The sequence below is a fragment of the Acidovorax sp. LjRoot129 genome, from assembly GCF_964253765.1.
Taxonomy (GTDB): Bacteria; Pseudomonadota; Gammaproteobacteria; order Burkholderiales; family Burkholderiaceae_C; genus Acidovorax.
Genome location: NZ_CAXUSE020000001.1, coordinates 264,024 through 280,713 on the forward strand (window position 1 = coordinate 264,024; position 16,690 = coordinate 280,713).

Here is a 16,690-nt window from a genome sequence, read left to right on the forward strand (position 1 = left end):
CGAGAAAGCGAATCCGCGAGAGATGTCCACCGCCATTTCCACAGCTACAGCCACCGTCAACGGCCAGCCCTGCACACTGCTCACCACCAGCAGCGCAGGCGGCGCCACGCTGCTGCACGTGCTGCGCAACGATCTGGCGCTCAACGGCCCCAAGTACGGCTGCGGGTTGGGCCAGTGTGGGGCGTGCACGGTGTTGGTAGATGGAGTGGCCGCACGGTCCTGCGTGATCCCCGCAGGGGGCGTGGCGGGGCGCGACGTGACCACGCTCGAGGGCCTGCCCGCGCGGTGCGGCAACCAGTACGGTTTGCACCCGGTGCAGCAGGCCTTTGTGCAAGAGCAGGCCGCGCAGTGCGGCTATTGCCTGAACGGCATGGTGATGATGGCCGTGGCCCTGCTGGAGCGAAACCCCGACCCCGACGAAGCCGCCATCCGCCGCGAGCTGTCCGGCAACCTGTGCCGCTGTGGCACCCATGTCGAGATCATTCGCGCCGTGTTGCGCGCCGCGGTGTTGATGCGAGAGGCAGGCCGCAGCGCATGAGCCAATCCACCAGCCCCTCCGTGCCGCCACGCGCCCAGGCGCCCCACACCCGCGCCGACTTCCGCGCCGCGCAGGGCGTGCTGCTCGTGGTGCGCAACCCACCCCCCGCGCCGCCCCCCGTGAAAGGCCAGCCCGCGCTGGTGGCGGGCAATCCGGTCGAGGGCGTCGAGATCCTGATCGCCGTGTGGGACGACGGCAGCGTGACCGCGCTCAACGGCCATGTGGACCTGGGGACTGGCATCCGCACAGCGCTGGCGCAGATCGTGGCCGAAGAACTGGACGTGCGCCTGGACTGCGTCCACATGGTGCTCGGTGACACCGCGCGTGCGCCCAACCAGGGCGCCACCATTGCCAGCGCGTCCATCCAGATCCATGCCAAACCGCTGCGCATTGCCGCTGCGCAGGCGCGCCACTGGCTGGTGGCCCGCGCGGCCGAACGGTTGAACCTGCCCGCCGAAGCCCTGCAGGTCCACCACGGCATGGTGGTGGCCAGCGACGACCCCGGTGTGTGCGTGCGTTATGGCGACCTGCTGGCCGACCAGCACACGGTGCTGGAGCTGGCCGAGGCCACGCCCACCAAGCCCGTGGCCCACTACACCGTGGTCGGCCAGTCCGTGCCGCGCGTGGACATCCCTGCCAAGGTCAGCGGCGAGCTGGTGTTTGTGCATGACATGCGCGTGCCCGGCATGCTGCACGGCCGTGTCGTGCGCCCGCCCTACGCCGGGGCCGACCACGGCGACTTCATCGGCAACACGCTCGAATCGGTGGACCAGACCTCCATCGCCCACATCCCCGGCATCCGCGCGGTGGTGGTGATCCGCGACTTTGTCGGCATCGTGGCCGAGCGCGAGGAGCAGGCCGAGCAGGCGCTGCGCGAGCTCAAGGTGCAATGGAAGGACTGGCCGGGCTTTCCGCGCCAGGACAGCCCCGAAGCCATTGCCCAGGCGATCCGCGCCAACCCCGCCACGCAGCGCCGGCTGGTGGACGAAGGCGACGTCGACGCGGCCCTGGCCGCGGCCGACCAGCCGATGCCGCGCACCTACGTGTGGCCGTACCAGATGCACGGCTCCATCGGCCCATCGTGCGCGGTGGCCGAGTGGCGCGGGCACGATGATCCCGCCGGCCGCCCGCGCATGACCGTGTGGGCCGGCACACAAAACCCGCATGTGTTGCGCGCCGAGCTGGCCCGGCTCATGGGCATGGCCGATGTGGACATCGACCTCATCCGCATGGAGGCCGCTGGCTGTTATGGGCGCAACGGCGCCGATGACGTGGCGGCCGATGCCGCGCTGCTCGCACGCGCCGTGGGCGCCCCCGTGCGCGTGCAGCTCACGCGCGAGCAGGAGCATCTGTGGGAGCCCAAGGGCGCGGCCCAGCTCATGCAGGTGCGTGGCGGGCTCAATGCCGATGGCTCGGTGGCGGCCTACGACTTCGAGACGTCCTACCCGTCCAACGGCGCGCCCACGCTGGCCCTGCTGCTCACGCGCACTATCGAGCCCGTGGCCCAGGCCTACGAAATGGGCGACCGTACCGCGCGCCCGCCCTACGACTACGACCACCTGCGCGTGGCGGTCAACGACATGCCGCCCATCGTGCGCGCGTCGTGGCTGCGCGGTGTGTCTGCACTGCCCAACTCGTTCGCACACGAGTCGTATGTGGACGAGCTGGCCACGGCCGCGGGAGTGGACCCGGTCGAGTTCCGCCTGCAGCTGCTGAGCGACCCGCGCGCCGCAGAGCTGGTGCAGGCCACGGCCGAGAAGGCCGGCTGGGTGCGCCGCACCGGCCCGCAGCAGCGCGAGCTGTCAACCGACGATGACGGTGACGACTGGGTGCAGGGCCAGGGCTTTGCCTACGCCCGCTACATCCACAGCAAATGGCCTGGCTTTGGCGCCGCGTGGGCCGCGTGGGTGGCCGATGTAGAGGTCAACAAGCGGACCGGCGAAGTGCACGTGCGCCGCGTGGTCGTGGGGCACGACGCCGGCCTCATGGTCAACCCCGCGGGCGTGGAGCAGCAGGTGCATGGCAACGTGCTGCAGACGACCAGCCGCGCGCTCAAGGAGCAGGTGCAGTTCGAGCCCGTGAAGCAGGCCGTGGACAGCCGCGAGTGGGGCAGCTATCCCATCCTGAGCTTCCGCGAGGTGCCCGTCATCGAGATCATGCACATGCCCCGGCAGGACGAAGCACCGCTGGGCGCGGGCGAGTCGTCCTCCGTGCCCGGCACAGCGGCCATCGCCAATGCGATCTTCGACGCCACGGGCGTACGCTTCAGGGCGCCGCCGTTCACGCCCGAGGTGGTGCGCGCGGGCCTGAACCCGCTCACCGCCGCGGCCGAGGCTGCTGCCGCATCGGCCGCGGGCGCAGGCCAGGTTGGCGCAGGCACAGGCGCTGCGCCGCTGCAGCCCGCCGATGTGGTGCCCGCGCTGGGGCTGCCCGCACCCGCCGTGCCCGCCACAGCCACCTGGCCACGCCGCCGCAGCCTGTGGGCCCGCGCGGGCGCGCTGGCGGTCGGCTCCCTGGCGCTGGGCGCTGCGCTGCTGGGCTGGCGCCCTTCCATCGCGCCCGTGGTGCAGACAGCCGGTGGCGCCGCGGTCTACAACGCCGCCACCATCGAACGCGGGCGCCTGCTGGCCGCAGCCGGCGACTGCGTGGTCTGCCACACCGCGCCCGGCGGCGTGCCCAACACCGGCGGGCGCGCCATGGACACGCCGTTTGGCACCGTCTACACCACCAACCTCACGCCCGACGCAGAAACCGGCATCGGCCAGTGGTCCTTCAGCGCCTTCCAGCGCGCCATGCGCGAAGGCATCTCGCGCGATGGCAAACACCTGTACCCCGCGTTCCCGTACACCGCGTTCGCCAAGATGGGCGACGACGACCTGACTGCGCTGTACGCCTACCTCATGGCCCAGCCCGCGGTGCGTGCCGAGGTGCCCAAGACAGACCTCGCCTTCCCGTTCAGCGTTCGCCCGCTCATGGCCGGGTGGAACGCGCTGTTCCACAACGCCACGCCGTACCAGCCCGACCCCACCCGCCCGCCCGAGTGGAACCGCGGCGCCTACCTGGTGCAGGGCGTGGGCCACTGCGGCGCCTGCCACACGCCGCGCAATGCACTCGGCGCGGAGCAGGGCGGCGCGGCGTTTCTCTCGGGCGCGCTGGTGGATGGGTGGGAGGCGCCCGCACTCACCGCCTTGTCCAAATCGCCGGTGCCGTGGAGCGCCGAATCGCTCTACAGCTATCTGCGCCATGGCCACAGCCCGCAGCACGGCAGCGCCTCGGGCCCCATGGCGCCGGTGGTGCGCGAGCTGGCGCACCTGCCCGACGGCGACATCCGCGCCATGGCCACCTACCTCGCGTCGTTCAATGCGTCCACAGAGCCTGCCGCTGACGCCGTGCAGGCCCGCGAGGCCTTGGCAAATGCCGCAGTGGCGCAAGCCGCGGCCCTGGCACCGCAGCCCGGCCGGGCGCAGCGTTTGTTCGACGGCGCCTGCGCGGCCTGCCACCACGACGGCGACGGCCCCAAGCTGCTGGGCGTCAACATCCCGCTGGCGCTCAACAGCAACCTGCACAGCGACCGCCCCGACAACCTGCTGCAAGTCATCGTGCACGGCATCCGCGAACCCGCCGCGCGCGACATCGGCTTCATGCCCGCGTTCGGCCCCGCGCTCAGCGATGCGCAGATCGCCGAGCTGGCCCAGTACATGCGCCAGCGCTATGCGCCGGGGCGGCCTGCATGGCGCGATGTGCCCGAGGCGCTGGCACGGGTGCGCGCGGGGCCTGCGCACCCCTGAGGGTGCTGGTTTTGAGGCCTTTTAGGCCGCCAGCGCTTGATCCATAAGCGCATGCAGCTATCAAAAAAGTAGCGGCTGTCTTTTCCCAGCGCTGCGCTGGGGCATGCACCGGGACACCAGGGACTCGCGTGGCCTGGTGTTCAATACACGGATGCCCGGCCACGGACTTGCCGTTTACATCCCCACCATGTCCACTGCTCCTTCCGCCATAACCCGCCCCCACCCGTTCACGGACGAAGACCTCTCCCGCATCATCGAAATGGCGTGGGAGGACCGCACACCCTTCGAGTCCATCGCTGTGCAGTTTGGACTGAGCGAGGGCGATGTCATCACCCTGATGCGCCGCCAGCTCAAGCCCAGCTCTTTTCGGCTGTGGCGCCAGCGCGTGACCGGCCGCGCCACCAAGCACCAGGCGCTGCGGCCGCCCGCGGTGGACCGGGCTTACTGCCCCACGCAGTACAAACACCGCTGACCAAGGCCGGCCGATGCCGCATGGGTTGCGGCTACGCCAAGCCCAGCAATGAAGCATCGGCCCCCATCGCCTGCGCAATCAGGCGCATGTCGTGGTCGCTGATGGCAAACAGCCCGAATCGGAACTTGCTGCCCCAGCGCGTGCGGTCATCGACAAACTCGAAGTGGTCCAGCAGCGGCGCAATCGCCGCCTCGCGGGCGGGCACGTAGGCCACGTCCTTGCGGTACGGCACAAAACCGCCGCCCATGTCGAACGCATACGGGTCGCCCTGCTGCACGGTGCCAATCGAGACAAAGGCCTGCAGCCGGTCGCTGCCGCCCATGGTGACCGTGGGTGAGTAGTACGCCACGCGGTCGCCGGGCTGCACGCGTTTGAGCGGCGCGGCTTTGCCATGGCACACCTGCATGTAACCCGCGCCGGGTTCAGCGCACCCGCGGCGCGCATGCTGGGCCGAAGCGACGGCGATCCAGTTGCGGGATGTTTGCGACGCGGCATGCGGGGCGTGTGCCCGCAGCGCTGCACGGGCTGAAGTGGCTCTGCGGGGCGTCTCTTCCCAGAGTGCGTGTTGCATGGGTGGGGTCCTTCCTCGTCGTTGTCGTTGTAGTTATTGCAGTCGTCGTTCGATGCCGTGTGCCCCTTGGTCTGTGAAGTGGTGCAGCGGATACCAGCGCACCCGCGGATCCGGCTTCGCCGGTCCACCGGGTGCGTCCCCCTTGGGGGGAAGACGCCGCTAGGCGGCTCAGGGGTGGCTACTCCGCCGCGTGCAGGCCGACGCGGTTGCCGTCCAGGTCGTGGATCTGCGCAAAGAAACCCAGGCCCGGCGGCAGCGCGGTGCGCGGCACGGCCACGCGGCCGCCCTGGGCCACGGCGCGTTCCAAAGCGGCGTCGAGCGAGGGAGATGCGTCCAGGTACACCAGCGTGCCGCTGTCCGATACGCGCGGGGCGGTCGGGCCCATCATCAGCGCGCCGCCCACGCCGTCGGTGGCGGGGTCATAGGCAAAAACGGCACCCTCGCTGGGGCCCATGTTCTCGCGGCGCATGGGCTTGCCCAGCACGGTTTCATAAAAAGCCTGGGCGCGGTCCAGTTGCGTGGTGGGGATCTCGAACCAGGTGATGGCGTGGGTCATGGCAGGGGCTCCTTGGTGTGCAGACATGCACGTTTGTTGAAGAAGCCGTGATGCTGACGGGGGGCTGCTGACAGCGCTTTGTCAGTAGCCTTCAGGAGGCCCTCAAGGAGTTGGTAGCCCGCAAAAATGCGGAAAGGCCGCAGCGCCCGCAGGCACTGCACGCAGCGCTAGTGTGCTCGTGCACGCGTGCGTGCAGGCACCCCGCTAGAACGTGATCTGGACCGATGGCGCGCTGCGCTTCGCCTCGCCATGGAACACGGCCTCGATGTTGTTGCCATCGGGGTCAAGCACAAACGCGGCGTAGTAGCCGGGGTGGTACGGGCGCTCGCCCGGCGCGCCGTTGTCCTTGCCGCCGTGGGCCAGAGCAGCGCGGTAAAACGCATCCACCATAGCCCGGTCCTGCGCCTGAAAGGCCAGGTGGTGCCGGCCCGTCAGGTGGCCCTGGGCGGCCACGCTGTCTGCGGTCGAGATGAACAGTTCGTCGGCCCAGAAGTAGTCCTCGGCGGTGCCGCCCATCGGCACGTTCAGGGCTTCGAATACGGCCGAGTAGAAGGTGCGGCTGGCGGCCAGGTCGCGCACGACGAGCTGGATGTGGTCGATCAGCCGACCACGGTGCAGTTCCTGTGTTTCCATGGTGGTGTTCCTTTCAAATCTAGAGGTGCGTGCGAACGCACGCGGTTGCCGTTCAGGGCACTGAATGTGCGCCAAAACCCCTTGATCGTGTGTCGGCGCTGCTGACGGCGGGGTGTCAGCAGGGGTGCCGCCGGGCGAAGGTGAAGCGCTCCTTCGTAGCCCCATTTGGAGCAATCTCAAACCATACTGCACACCTTCCCCGGCGCCATCGAATACGACCAAAAGCTGCAGGACACGACCTGGCGTATCTGTTCTCGTCGGAGAAGGCGCTGGGGTCGCTAGCGGAGAACTATGTGGGGTTACCGTTCTGAGCATTCGGAGGCGCGTGGGTGAGGTCCCTGCAGTGGGGACAGCGCTGTTAGGCCCCAGTAGAAACGCATCGGCGTTGCATTCAGCCCGTGAGCGCCCCGTGCATCAGCACCATGTGGCTCCTTTGGCCCTCAAACATGACTGCATGAGGCCAGTTGTCGTGGTGTCGGTCGCGTATCTCAGTTCGACGAAGCCCGCGTTGCAGCCTGGGGTTGGAAGCCGCCTTTCGGATAAAGCCCCTCTGATGGCGGCTATCCTTGTGTTGCAAGCGCGTAGGTGACGCTCTGCGACGGAACAGAGGTAACTAAGAACCATGTACCTGAAGACACTTCGCATCCAGGGCTTTCGCCGCTTCGACGACCTCTCACTCAGTTTCAAAGATGGCCTGAACGTCATAGTCGGCCCCAACAACGCGGGAAAGACAGCAGTTGTTGATGCGCTGCGCGTACTTCTGGCGGCTAGCGACGAAGGCAACCTCCGCCTCACGGAGCTGGACTTACACGAGAAGCCCGGCGGACCACCGAGCCCCACCGCAACGTTCACGTTTGTTTTTAGCGGCCTATCTGAGCAGAATGAGGCGGACTTCTCCAACGCCCTCATCGCAATCAAGGGCGCTGACGGTAAGACGATTGAGCGCTATGACGCGCAGTTCTTCGTGCAGTACACCCAGGCCGAGCCCGGTGGCCGACTCCGCCTACGTCGTTGGGTTGGCATGCACGAGGAGAACTCGATGACCACTGAGATGCTCGAAGAACTGCGGGCCATCTATCTGCAACCGCTGCGGGACCCTCAGCAGGGGCTCAAACCTGGTCGGATGAGCCAGATTTCAAAGCTCATCCAAAACATGATGCCGGACAAGGCTGCGCGGAAAGAGCTGGTCAAGAAGCTGACGACAATCGACGAAGAGCTCGCGAAAAGCGAGCCCATCTCAACCACCAACGCGGCCATTTCGACCAAGCACGAGTCGATGCTCGGAACTGTACTTGCTCAGGCCCTTGAGCTCGACCTGACCTCTAGCGACTTCAACAGGTTCGCGGCACGCGTCGGCATAGCGGTTGGCGGCCGAGATGTCGAGCAGAACGGTCTTGGGTTCAACAACCTCATCTACATGGCGGTCGTACTCAGCGAACTGGCTTTCAACAAGACAGCGTCCTACTGCGGACTGCTCGTTGAGGAACCGGAAGCGCATCTCCATCCGCAGTTGCAGGCCGTCCTTCTCGACTATTTGAAGACAGTCGAGCAGCCGGTTGTCGGCGAACGGCCAGTCCAGGTCTTCGTCACGAGCCACTCCCCAAACTTCGCGGCTCTCGCAGATCTTGACTCGATTTGCTGCGTCTACGACAGCCCGGCCGGGCCGGTCGCCTTCGCACCACGCGGCGTGGCGTTCGGCAAGGGCAAGAAGGAGAAGTTGCAGCAGTATCTCAACGTGACCCGCGCAGAGTTGTTCTTTGCTCGGCGCATCGTCTTCGTCGAGGGGGCGGCGGAGCTGTTCCTCGTTGAGGCCCTGGCGAAGAACGCGGGCTACGACCTGCGCAAGCACTCCATCAGCGTCATCAGCACCGACGGTTTGAACTTTGACGCATTCCTTCCGCTGTTTGGTGAGAAGGCAATGCAGATTCCCGTGGCGATCGTCACCGATGCAGACCCGGCAGCGCCAGACCAGTTCCCCGCAGCCACGGACGCACTGAAGCTCTCCGCAACTGCCACGGCAATCTCGAAGGCCGAGGACGAGTATGTGAAGTGCTTCTTCGCGCAGAAAACGCTGGAGTACGACCTCGCCTTGGACGCGACGCGCAGGGGTCTCATGGTCGAGGCCTTGACTGATATTCACCCAACGATTGGTGCTGATCTAAAGGTCGTTGTCGACGGCGCCGCTACAGAGCAGGAGAAGGCCAAGCTTTTCTTTGCCGGCACGTTCGAACGACCGGAAGGCAAAACAAGCGTGAAGAAGGGCCAGTTCGCTCAAGCACTCGCGCAGGGCATCTCTGAGTCCAACGCTGCGATAGAACTACCGGCCTATATTGAGTCCGCGCTGGATTACGTGACCGGCGTCATCGCGCAGGGGCCTGTCGGTGTCTGAGTTCCAGGCCACGGTCGAACAGCAGGCCATCATCGATGCACCCCTCACCCCCCTTGCGGTCGTTGCCTGCCCTGGAAGCGGAAAGACCGCCACTGCGGTCCGTCGCGTCGCCGAGGTACGTCGCCGGCTTGAGGTAGCGGGCTCGCGCGGTCACGTCGCCCTACTGTCTTTCTCCAACATCGCCGTCGATACCTTCCGCGATGAGTATCGGCAGCTACGAGGACGGGACGGAGATTCAGACCGCGTTGTCATCCAAACAGTCGATTCTTTCCTAACCACTTTCATCCTGCGCCCACATGGCTCCCGCGCGATGAATTGCTTTCGCACCCCGTACTTGGTGCTGGGCACCGAACCCTTTCTATCCAGCTTCCGCTTCGGCGACCCGAAGAATCTCATCGGTCTCGATGAACTTGCGTTCGACCTTGAGAACGGAGAAGTTGTAGTTCACCGCAGGTTTAAGAACGGCGGGGCCCAGCGCCTCGACGATACGCTTGCCAAGGCCGCTAAACAGAAGGTTGTGGCGCTGGCTACGAAGGGCGCGTACACCTACGGAGCTGGGCGCGTCTGGGCGTTGGTCCTCCTCAAGAACGAGCCGCGAATCACCAAGGCACTCGCACGCAGATTTCCTCAAATCCTGGTGGATGAGGCACAGGACATCGGACCATTTGAAGGCGTCTTGCTCGACAGGCTAAGCGCCGCAGGAAGCACCATCTCTCTCGTTGGCGATTTTCATCAGAGCATCTACAGCTTCAATTTCGCAACAGGCGAGTATCTCCGCCAGTTCGCCAGCAGAGCCGATGTCCTCGGGCTGCCGCTCACACAGAACCGTCGTTCGGTGGGATCCATCGTAAGTGCTGCAAATTTGCTTGCCGGGACAGATTCGACCAACTTCCGAAAGCCGCCTGCCCGACTGACCGGGGCGTACTTCTGGCGTTGCGACCTGAAGACCCTCCCAGAGCTCATGTCGTCCTGGGTATCTACCCTTAATGGTGCTGGCTACGCCATCGACGAGGCTGCCGTCCTGTGCCGCGGCAGTGGCATGCTTGCGAAGCTATCGACTGTATCCAACCAGATAGGTCAGTCGGCGGTCAAACACTTTGCGGCCGCCGCCATCGAACGTGAGCAAGCTGCTGATATCTCGAAGGTCTTGGAGCACTGCGCAAAAGGCGTTCTAGCCATCGTGTCGAACCTGCCGGATAGCTTCATCTCCGAAGTCAGAAGCATGCGTGGCGACGCTGACGTGAAGACGCTTCGGCGACTCATGTGGTCACTGATTCGAGCGCCCGCAACCGGCATCCCCCGTGCAACGCTCGCGGCCAGGATCTCGTGGTTGACCGGGCTGAAGAAAAACTTGAACGATTGGCTGACGCTGGTTGAGCAGGAAACCACCTTCAGGCGTGAGCCGACGTGGAACAAGCGGGTGACTGCTGCAGACCTTCCCAAGACGGGGCCGCTCATCGCCGTTGACATCGGGCAGCGCGATTGGTCCGCCTTGCGGTGCGGGACGGTTCACTCTGCGAAGGGTGAGGGCATACCGGCGGTCATGTACCTGACCAACAAGAGCGACCTCGACGCGCTTGTGGCTGGAACGGGAGATGAGGAGGGTCGCATCGGATTCGTGGCAGCCACGCGAGCTCGGGATTTGCTCGTGGTGGCTATCCCCGCCGGAATGTCCGATGAGACCATCGAGAAGCTGAAGGCGAGGGGGTTTGCGGAGTCAGGGCCAGCGCAACTGGCGGCTGCCGCAGCTGCAAGGATTCAGTTGGCAAGCCTGGGCGCTGCTGAGACCGGTGCCTGGCCAGAGCCGCGCTCCTAGTCGGCACGAGCAATGCGTCCAAGTGTTGGAGCGCCTGGCGGGTGACGGAAATCCGCTTTCGCTGCGAAGCTGCCAGTAAATCAACTTGGGCAGCTTCTCACTGGCAAGCATGAGAAGCGATGAACGTCTGCGACCTCAACAAGCAGGTTTCCTAGTCACCCCCTAGTGCAAAGAAAAAAAAGGCCCGGTGCACGCCGGGCTTTGCTGTTTCAAGCACACATCACTTGCAGCTAAAACTGCTCGCACTCTCCACATCTCCCGTCCCGTTGTAGCGCGCGACCTTCGGGTACATACACAGCGGCCGGCTGCGGTTGGCAGACCAGCTCGCAGGCAGCTCGTTATTGACCACCTTGGCCCCCGCACCGCGCGCGTTCGCCGCCACGCTGTCAGGCGCCTTGCCCTGCTCCACCCACGCCACCAGCGGGGCCAGCATGTCGAACTGGTCGGTGGCGGGGCCGCCGGAGCAGTGGTTCATGCCGGGCACGAGGAACAGGCGGGCAAACGCGTCGGCCTGGCCCTGGTGGTGGGCGTTCAGGCGGTCCATCCACTGCGCGGTGTCGGCGGGTGAGAACACGCCGTCGGCCACGCCATGGAACACCATCATCTTGGCGCCACGGTTTTTGAGCGTGCTGAGGTCTGTGGGGTTGGGCGGCGTCATGTACGACCACGCGGACTCGGTGTACGGCGCGGTAGTGGCAAACATCTTGGCGTAGTCGGTCTCCATGTTGAAGTTGAGCGCGTACTGCATGCCCGTGGTGGCCTTGAAGGCCGTAAGTGGTGTGGGCGGCGTGGTGAATAGGAAAGCCGCCGCCCCTGCATCGCGCGTGGCCGGCGCGCCGAAGTGCCAGAACGCGAAGTTGGAGCCTGCAATGCCCGGGTCGAACCAGGTGCCGGTGTAAAGCGGCTCGCCCTTGCTGTTTTTGGGGCCGGCAAAGATGCTGGCGAGCACGCTTTTCTGCGCGCTGGAAATGCAGCTGCCGTCACGTGCGCCGCTGCAGGTGGGCACGTCGGTCTGCAGGTTGAAGGTGGCCTGGCAGGCGGCCACATCGTTCACCTGGCCGTCGGCCACGCCGTCGAGGATGTCGCATTTGCCGACGACCTTGCTGGCGATGAGCTTGAACTCCGCCGGTGTCACGGCCGAGGTCAGGTCGGGCTGCCCGGCCGCGTCGGTGGTGGTGCTGATCTTGGCGTACTGCTGCGCCTTCCACAGTTGCGCGGTGGCGGCCTTGGGCAGGCTGAAGCCCGGGTTGCCTGCCAGCACGCCGTCGTAATGCTCGGCATAGCGCGACGCGGCCACCATGGCGTGGCGCCCGCCGTTGGAGCAGCCGGCGATGTACGAGCGGTCCGGCGCTTTGCCGTAGGCGCCGCGGATCAAGTCCTTGGCCATGGGCGTGAGGGTGCCCACGGCCTGGTAGCCGTAGTCCAGCCGCGCCTGCGGGTCCAGGCCGAAGAAGGGCGTGGGTGCGCCGTGGCCGGCGTCCGAGCTCAGCACCGCAAAGCCCTGCACCAGCGCGGGCGCCACGGGCGCTGCGCCGCTGACCGCGCCGAGTGCAGGCACCACGCTGCCGTCGAGCCCGCCGTTGGCCTGGTGCAGAAAGCGGCCGTTCCAGGCCACGGGCATGCGGATCTCGAAACCGATGGCGTAGCTTGCGCCGTCCACCGGGCTGGTGCGTTCTTTCATCCGGCCTTTGATGAGACAGTGCGCAGGTGCCTGGGTGGCCACGTTCTGCACGGTGATCGGCCCGGCCGCCACCAGCTCGGACGACGTAATGCGCGTGTCTGCCAGCGCCAGGCTGCCGGCCAGGTTGGCGCACGCCAGCAAGGTGGCCGGCTGGGCCGCGGCCAGCTGGGGCAGCGCGGCGCGGTGCAGGGTGGTGGTGCCGCAGCCCGCCACGAGGGCGGCCACGGCCGCCGCCAGGGCCAGGGGATGGATGCGCGAGGGGTGGGGGCTCATGCGGGGGTCTCCTGAAAACGTTGAGGGGCGGAGGTGGTTGCGGCGCGGCGCAGCGCGCGTTAGCGCTGCGGTTGCATCGTGGCAGCGGCGCCCGCCCAGTGCAAGAAAAAGCAGCCACTGCAGGGCGAATTGCGGTGGCTTGCCGTGGGTTTGCAATGGGTAGCGGTGGAGAACGGTGGGCTCAGGCAGCTAGCGCCTGCGCCCACCGGCCTTGCGCTACTTGCAGCTGAAGCTGCTTGCGCTTTCGATGTCGCCCGTGCCGTTGTAGCGCGCCACCTTGGGGTAGGCGCACAGGGGGCGGGTGCGGTTGGCGGACCAGCTGGCGGGCAAGTCCGGATTGGGGCCGGCGACGTTGCCTGCAGTCCGCACGCCGGCAACCACGCTGTCGGGGGCCTGGCCTTTTTCCACCCAGTTCACCAGCGACGTGAGCATGTCGAACTGGTCGGTGGCCGGGCCCATGCCGCAATGCGACATCCCGGGGACGGGGTAGTACCGCGCAAAGTTCGATGCGTCGCCGCTGTTGTTGTTGCGCAGGCCGTCATACCAGCTGGCCGTGTCGTTGGCCGAGAAGATCGGGTCGCTCACGCCGTGGTAGACCATCACCTTGGCGCCGCGCTGCTTGAGCGTGGACAAGTTGGTGGGGTTCACAGGCTGCATGAAGCTCAGCCCCGACTCGGTGTACACGCCGCTGGTGGCTGCGACCGATGCCAGCATGGTGTCGATGGCGGTGGTCAGCGCATAGGCTGCGCCGCTGAAGCCCGTGGGGGACACGGGTGGCGAGCCCCAGGTCATCGCCGTCATCGCGGGGTCGATGTTGGTCGATACGAAGAACTCCCAGAACGACGAGTCCGCCGCGTTGTGGCCCGTGTCGAACGGGAAGCTCGCATAGAACTTGTTGCCCTTGCTGTCCACGGCGCCGGAAAAGATGGGCGCGATGGCCGTCTTCTGTGCGGGTGTCAGGCAGCTGCCGTCCCGCGCACCGGAGCACGATGGGATGTCGCGCTGAAAGTCGAAGCTGGCCTGACAGGCGGCGGTGTCTTGCACGATGCCGTCCTTCACCCCGTCCAGTGCATCGCACTTGTCAAGCACCTTGGCAGACACCATAGCCCGCTCGGCGCCCGTGAAGGCGGTCGACAGATCGGCCGGATCTGTGGCAACGGTGGCGTACTGCTTGGCGCCGAACTGGTTGGCAATGGCGGCCAGCGGCAGGCGGTAGCCGGGGGCACCGGCCAGATAGCCGTCGTATTCACCGGGCATGCGCGTCATGGCCACAAAGGTGTGGCGGCCGGCATTGGAGCAGCCGCCGATATAGGAGCGGTCGGGTTTGCGTCCGTAGGCGGATGCGATCAGGTCCTTGGCCATCGGGGTCAGCTTGGCCACCGTCTGGTAGCCATAGTCCAGCCGCGCCTGGGCATCGATGCCAAAGGTCGTATTGCCCTGTCCGGTGTGGCCGGCGTCGGAGCTGATCACTGCGAAGCCCTGCTGCAGCGCCACGGTGGGCTGCGGCCCGGTCTGGGAGCCAATGGCAGGCCAGATGACGCCGTCGGAGCCGCCGTTGGGCTGGTAGAAGAACCGGCCGTTCCAGGCTGTAGGCATGCGCATCTCAAAACCGATGGCATAGCGCTGGCCGTCCTGGGGGCTGGTTCTGGCGAACATCTCGCCGCGCACCAGGCAGTGTGCGGGCATGGGGACGTCGCCCCGCGTCAGGGCACCCGCAGCCACTGGTTCGGCCAGGCTGATCTGTGTGTTGGGGTGGGTGAACTTGCTGGCCAGCTCGGCGCAGGTGGCCAGCGTGCCCGGCGCTGCGGCCGCCAGTTGCGGCAGCACCGTGTCCGACGAGTTGCTGCCCCCGCCGCAGCCGATCAGCAACGCTGCCGGCAGCGCGGCCAGGGCCAGCGGGTGGATGCGCATTCTTCTTTTCGCGATGTTCATGCTGTTGTCTCCGGTTTTTCTGAGGCGCAGGAAGGCCCGCAGCGCGGCCTCGACACGCTGTGGGAGGGGAAAAGGGAGGTGGGTTGGGTTTGCTACTGAATCAGGAGCTGGTTGCGCTGATTGAATAAGCGCTGGAGGCCAATTCGGGCACAAATTTCTTTGCCGGAGCCGCGAGACGCTCGCGCACGATGGCGATGCGCAGATCGAACTCGGGCAACACCCAGCGGGCAAACGCGTCGGCCGGTGCAGCCCAGCGCGCCCCGGCTTCGGTGGATGCACCCGCGCCATCGCCCGCGCTGCCGTGTGGATCTGCAGCCGGGCTGGCCGCGCTGATGTGGCCCCAGGCCCATTCGAGCAGCACCAGCGCCACGGCGCGCAGGTAGTCGTCGGCCACCCAGTAGGGCAGCCCGGGGTCGGCCTGTGCGGCGCGGGCCAGGACCTGGGTGACCTCGATCAGCGTGCGGCGGCGCGCCAGCGCTGCGGTGGGCGTGGTGGCGTGGCCGCCCGTCCCCGCGGGCAGGGCATCCAGCAGCGCAGCCAGGCCCTCGCCGCCATCGGGCAGCACCTTGCGCACCAGCAGGTCAATCGCCTGGATCTCGTTCGTGCCCTCGTAGATCATCGCCACGCGTGCATCGCGCACGATCTGCTCGATGCCCCACTCGCGCACATAGCCGTGGCCGCCGAACACCTGCAGGCAGTCGCTCGCGCCGTGAAAAGCTTGGGTTGTGAGCGCGGACTTGAGCACCGGCGTAACCAGCGCACACCAGCGCTGCGCGGCGGCGCGCTCGGCCGCATCGGTGCTGTGCTTGGCGGTGTCGAGCTGCAGGGCCGTGTGGTAGGCCAGCACGCGCCCGCCGTCGATCCACGCGCGCTGCGTGGCGAGGATGCGTCGGATGGCGGGGTGGTCCTGGATCAGGCTCGTGTCTTTGGCGCCGGGCGCGCGCATCTGGCGGCGCTCGGCCGCGTAGGCACTGGCCTTTTGCCACGCGGCTTCCAAGAGGCCAATGCCCTGCAGGCCCACGTGCAGGCGTGCCGCGTTCATCATCACGAACATGGCGCTCAGGCCCTTGTTCGGCTCGCCCACCAGCCAGCCGGTGGCGTCGTCAAACCGCATGACGCAGGTGGGGCTGCCGTGCAGGCCCATTTTTTCTTCGATGCGCTCGCAGACCACGGCATTGCGCTCGCCCAGGCCATCCGGACTCTCGACGTTCGGCAATACCTTGGGCACCAAAAACAGCGACAGGCCCTTCGGCCCCGCAGGTGCATCGGGCAATCGCGCCAGCACCAGGTGCACGATGTTGTCGGTCAGGTCGTGCTCGCCGCCGGAGATAAATATCTTGCTGCCGTTCACGCGCACGCTGCCGTCGGGCTGCGGCACGCCGCGTGTGCGCACCAGGCCCAGGTCGCTGCCCGCGTGGGCTTCGGTCAGGCACATGGTGGCCAGCCATTCGCCGCTGGCGATCTTGGGCAGATAGCGGGCCTTGAGGTCGTCGCTGGCGTGGTGCCGGATGCATTCGTACGCACCGTGCAGCAGCCCGGGCGCCATGGTCCAGCCGTGGTTGGCACCGGCCAGCCATTCAAACAGCACACATTCGAGCACCGCCGGCAAGCCCTGGCCGCCGTCTTCGGGCGCGCACGAGAGCGAGGGCCAGCCCGCCTGCCAGAAGGCCTGGTACGCCTCGCGGAACCCTGCGGGCGTGTGCACCTGGCCTGCGTCAAAGCGGCAGCCTTCTTCGTCACCACTGCGCTGCAGCGGGGCGATGGCGCTGTCGACAAACTTGGCGGCCTCGTCCAGCACCTGCGCCGCCAGCTCGCCATCGGTGTCGGCAAACGGCGGCAGCGCCTGCCACTGCGCGGGCGCCTGCAGCACCTGGGTCAGCAGGTGCTCGATGTCGGCAAGGGCCAGGCGTGCTTGCATTGTTTGTTTGCTCTTAAGTTGATAGCTATAAATGCTTATGGAACAAGCGCTAAGGCCATTTTTTGCTTGAATTCGTCATCCACGGCAGCCCGCGCACTCGCCATGCGGCGGCCTGGGCTGGGG

Annotated in this window: 11 protein-coding genes; 5 read left to right on the forward strand and 6 right to left on the reverse strand. The window is 66.6% G+C overall.

Annotated elements, in window-relative coordinates:
• Positions 1 to 22: 22 nt before the first annotated feature.
• The 3 genes from ACSQ3Q_RS01265 (at position 23) to ACSQ3Q_RS01275 (ending at position 4,798) form a co-directional block, all read left to right on the forward strand.
• The gene (locus tag ACSQ3Q_RS01265; RefSeq protein ID WP_436132631.1) at positions 23 to 538 is read left to right on the forward strand and encodes a (2Fe-2S)-binding protein; all 516 of its coding nucleotides are present in this window, start codon (positions 23 to 25) and stop codon (positions 536 to 538) included.
• Positions 535 to 4,326 carry a molybdopterin cofactor-binding domain-containing protein gene (locus tag ACSQ3Q_RS01270; RefSeq protein WP_436132632.1) on the forward strand — a complete coding sequence of 1,264 codons (3,792 nt, stop codon included), beginning with the start codon at positions 535 to 537 and terminating at the stop codon, positions 4,324 to 4,326. Before ACSQ3Q_RS01265 ends, ACSQ3Q_RS01270 begins: the two co-directional genes overlap by 4 nt.
• A gap of 187 nt (positions 4,327 to 4,513) precedes the next feature.
• Entirely contained in the window at positions 4,514 to 4,798 is a 285-nt protein-coding gene (locus ACSQ3Q_RS01275; protein WP_436132633.1) for a TIGR03643 family protein, read from the forward strand.
• Between the two features lie 31 nt (positions 4,799 to 4,829).
• Here the strand turns inward: ACSQ3Q_RS01275 and ACSQ3Q_RS01280 are convergent, their stop codons facing one another.
• The 3 genes from ACSQ3Q_RS01280 to ACSQ3Q_RS01290 form a co-directional block, all read right to left on the reverse strand.
• Positions 4,830 to 5,369, reverse strand: a complete 540-nt coding sequence (locus tag ACSQ3Q_RS01280) for an EVE domain-containing protein (protein ID WP_436132634.1) — start codon at positions 5,367 to 5,369, stop codon at positions 4,830 to 4,832.
• Positions 5,370 to 5,547: 178 nt separating this feature from the next.
• A complete protein-coding gene (locus ACSQ3Q_RS01285; RefSeq protein WP_436132635.1) occupies positions 5,548 to 5,925 on the reverse strand; it encodes a VOC family protein in 378 nt (125 codons plus the stop codon).
• Positions 5,926 to 6,129: 204 nt separating this feature from the next.
• The gene (locus ACSQ3Q_RS01290) at positions 6,130 to 6,558 is read right to left on the reverse strand and encodes a VOC family protein (RefSeq protein WP_436132636.1); all 429 of its coding nucleotides are present in this window, start codon (positions 6,556 to 6,558) and stop codon (positions 6,130 to 6,132) included.
• Positions 6,559 to 7,180: 622 nt separating this feature from the next.
• Here ACSQ3Q_RS01290 and ACSQ3Q_RS01295 point away from each other — a divergent pair.
• Both ACSQ3Q_RS01295 and ACSQ3Q_RS01300 read left to right on the forward strand, forming a co-directional pair.
• Complete coding sequence (locus ACSQ3Q_RS01295; protein WP_436132637.1) at positions 7,181 to 8,947, forward strand: ATP-dependent nuclease; 1,767 nt, start codon at positions 7,181 to 7,183, stop codon at positions 8,945 to 8,947.
• A complete protein-coding gene (locus ACSQ3Q_RS01300) occupies positions 8,940 to 10,763 on the forward strand; it encodes a UvrD-helicase domain-containing protein (protein ID WP_436132638.1) in 1,824 nt (607 codons plus the stop codon). Before ACSQ3Q_RS01295 ends, ACSQ3Q_RS01300 begins: the two co-directional genes overlap by 8 nt.
• 220 nt (positions 10,764 to 10,983) lie before the next feature.
• Here the strand turns inward: ACSQ3Q_RS01300 and ACSQ3Q_RS01305 are convergent, their stop codons facing one another.
• The 3 genes from ACSQ3Q_RS01305 to ACSQ3Q_RS01315 all read right to left on the reverse strand — a co-directional run bounded on the left by ACSQ3Q_RS01305 (position 10,984) and on the right by ACSQ3Q_RS01315 (position 16,567).
• Entirely contained in the window at positions 10,984 to 12,717 is a 1,734-nt protein-coding gene (locus ACSQ3Q_RS01305; protein ID WP_436132639.1) for a tannase/feruloyl esterase family alpha/beta hydrolase, read from the reverse strand.
• A 216-nt stretch (positions 12,718 to 12,933) separates the two neighbouring features.
• Positions 12,934 to 14,649 carry a tannase/feruloyl esterase family alpha/beta hydrolase gene (locus ACSQ3Q_RS01310; protein ID WP_436132640.1) on the reverse strand — a complete coding sequence of 572 codons (1,716 nt, stop codon included), beginning with the start codon at positions 14,647 to 14,649 and terminating at the stop codon, positions 12,934 to 12,936.
• 100 nt (positions 14,650 to 14,749) lie between these two features.
• Positions 14,750 to 16,567 (reverse strand): acyl-CoA dehydrogenase family protein, encoded by a 1,818-nt coding sequence (locus ACSQ3Q_RS01315; protein ID WP_436132641.1) that lies wholly within the window; start codon positions 16,565 to 16,567, stop codon positions 14,750 to 14,752.
• Positions 16,568 to 16,690: the final 123 nt, after the last annotated feature.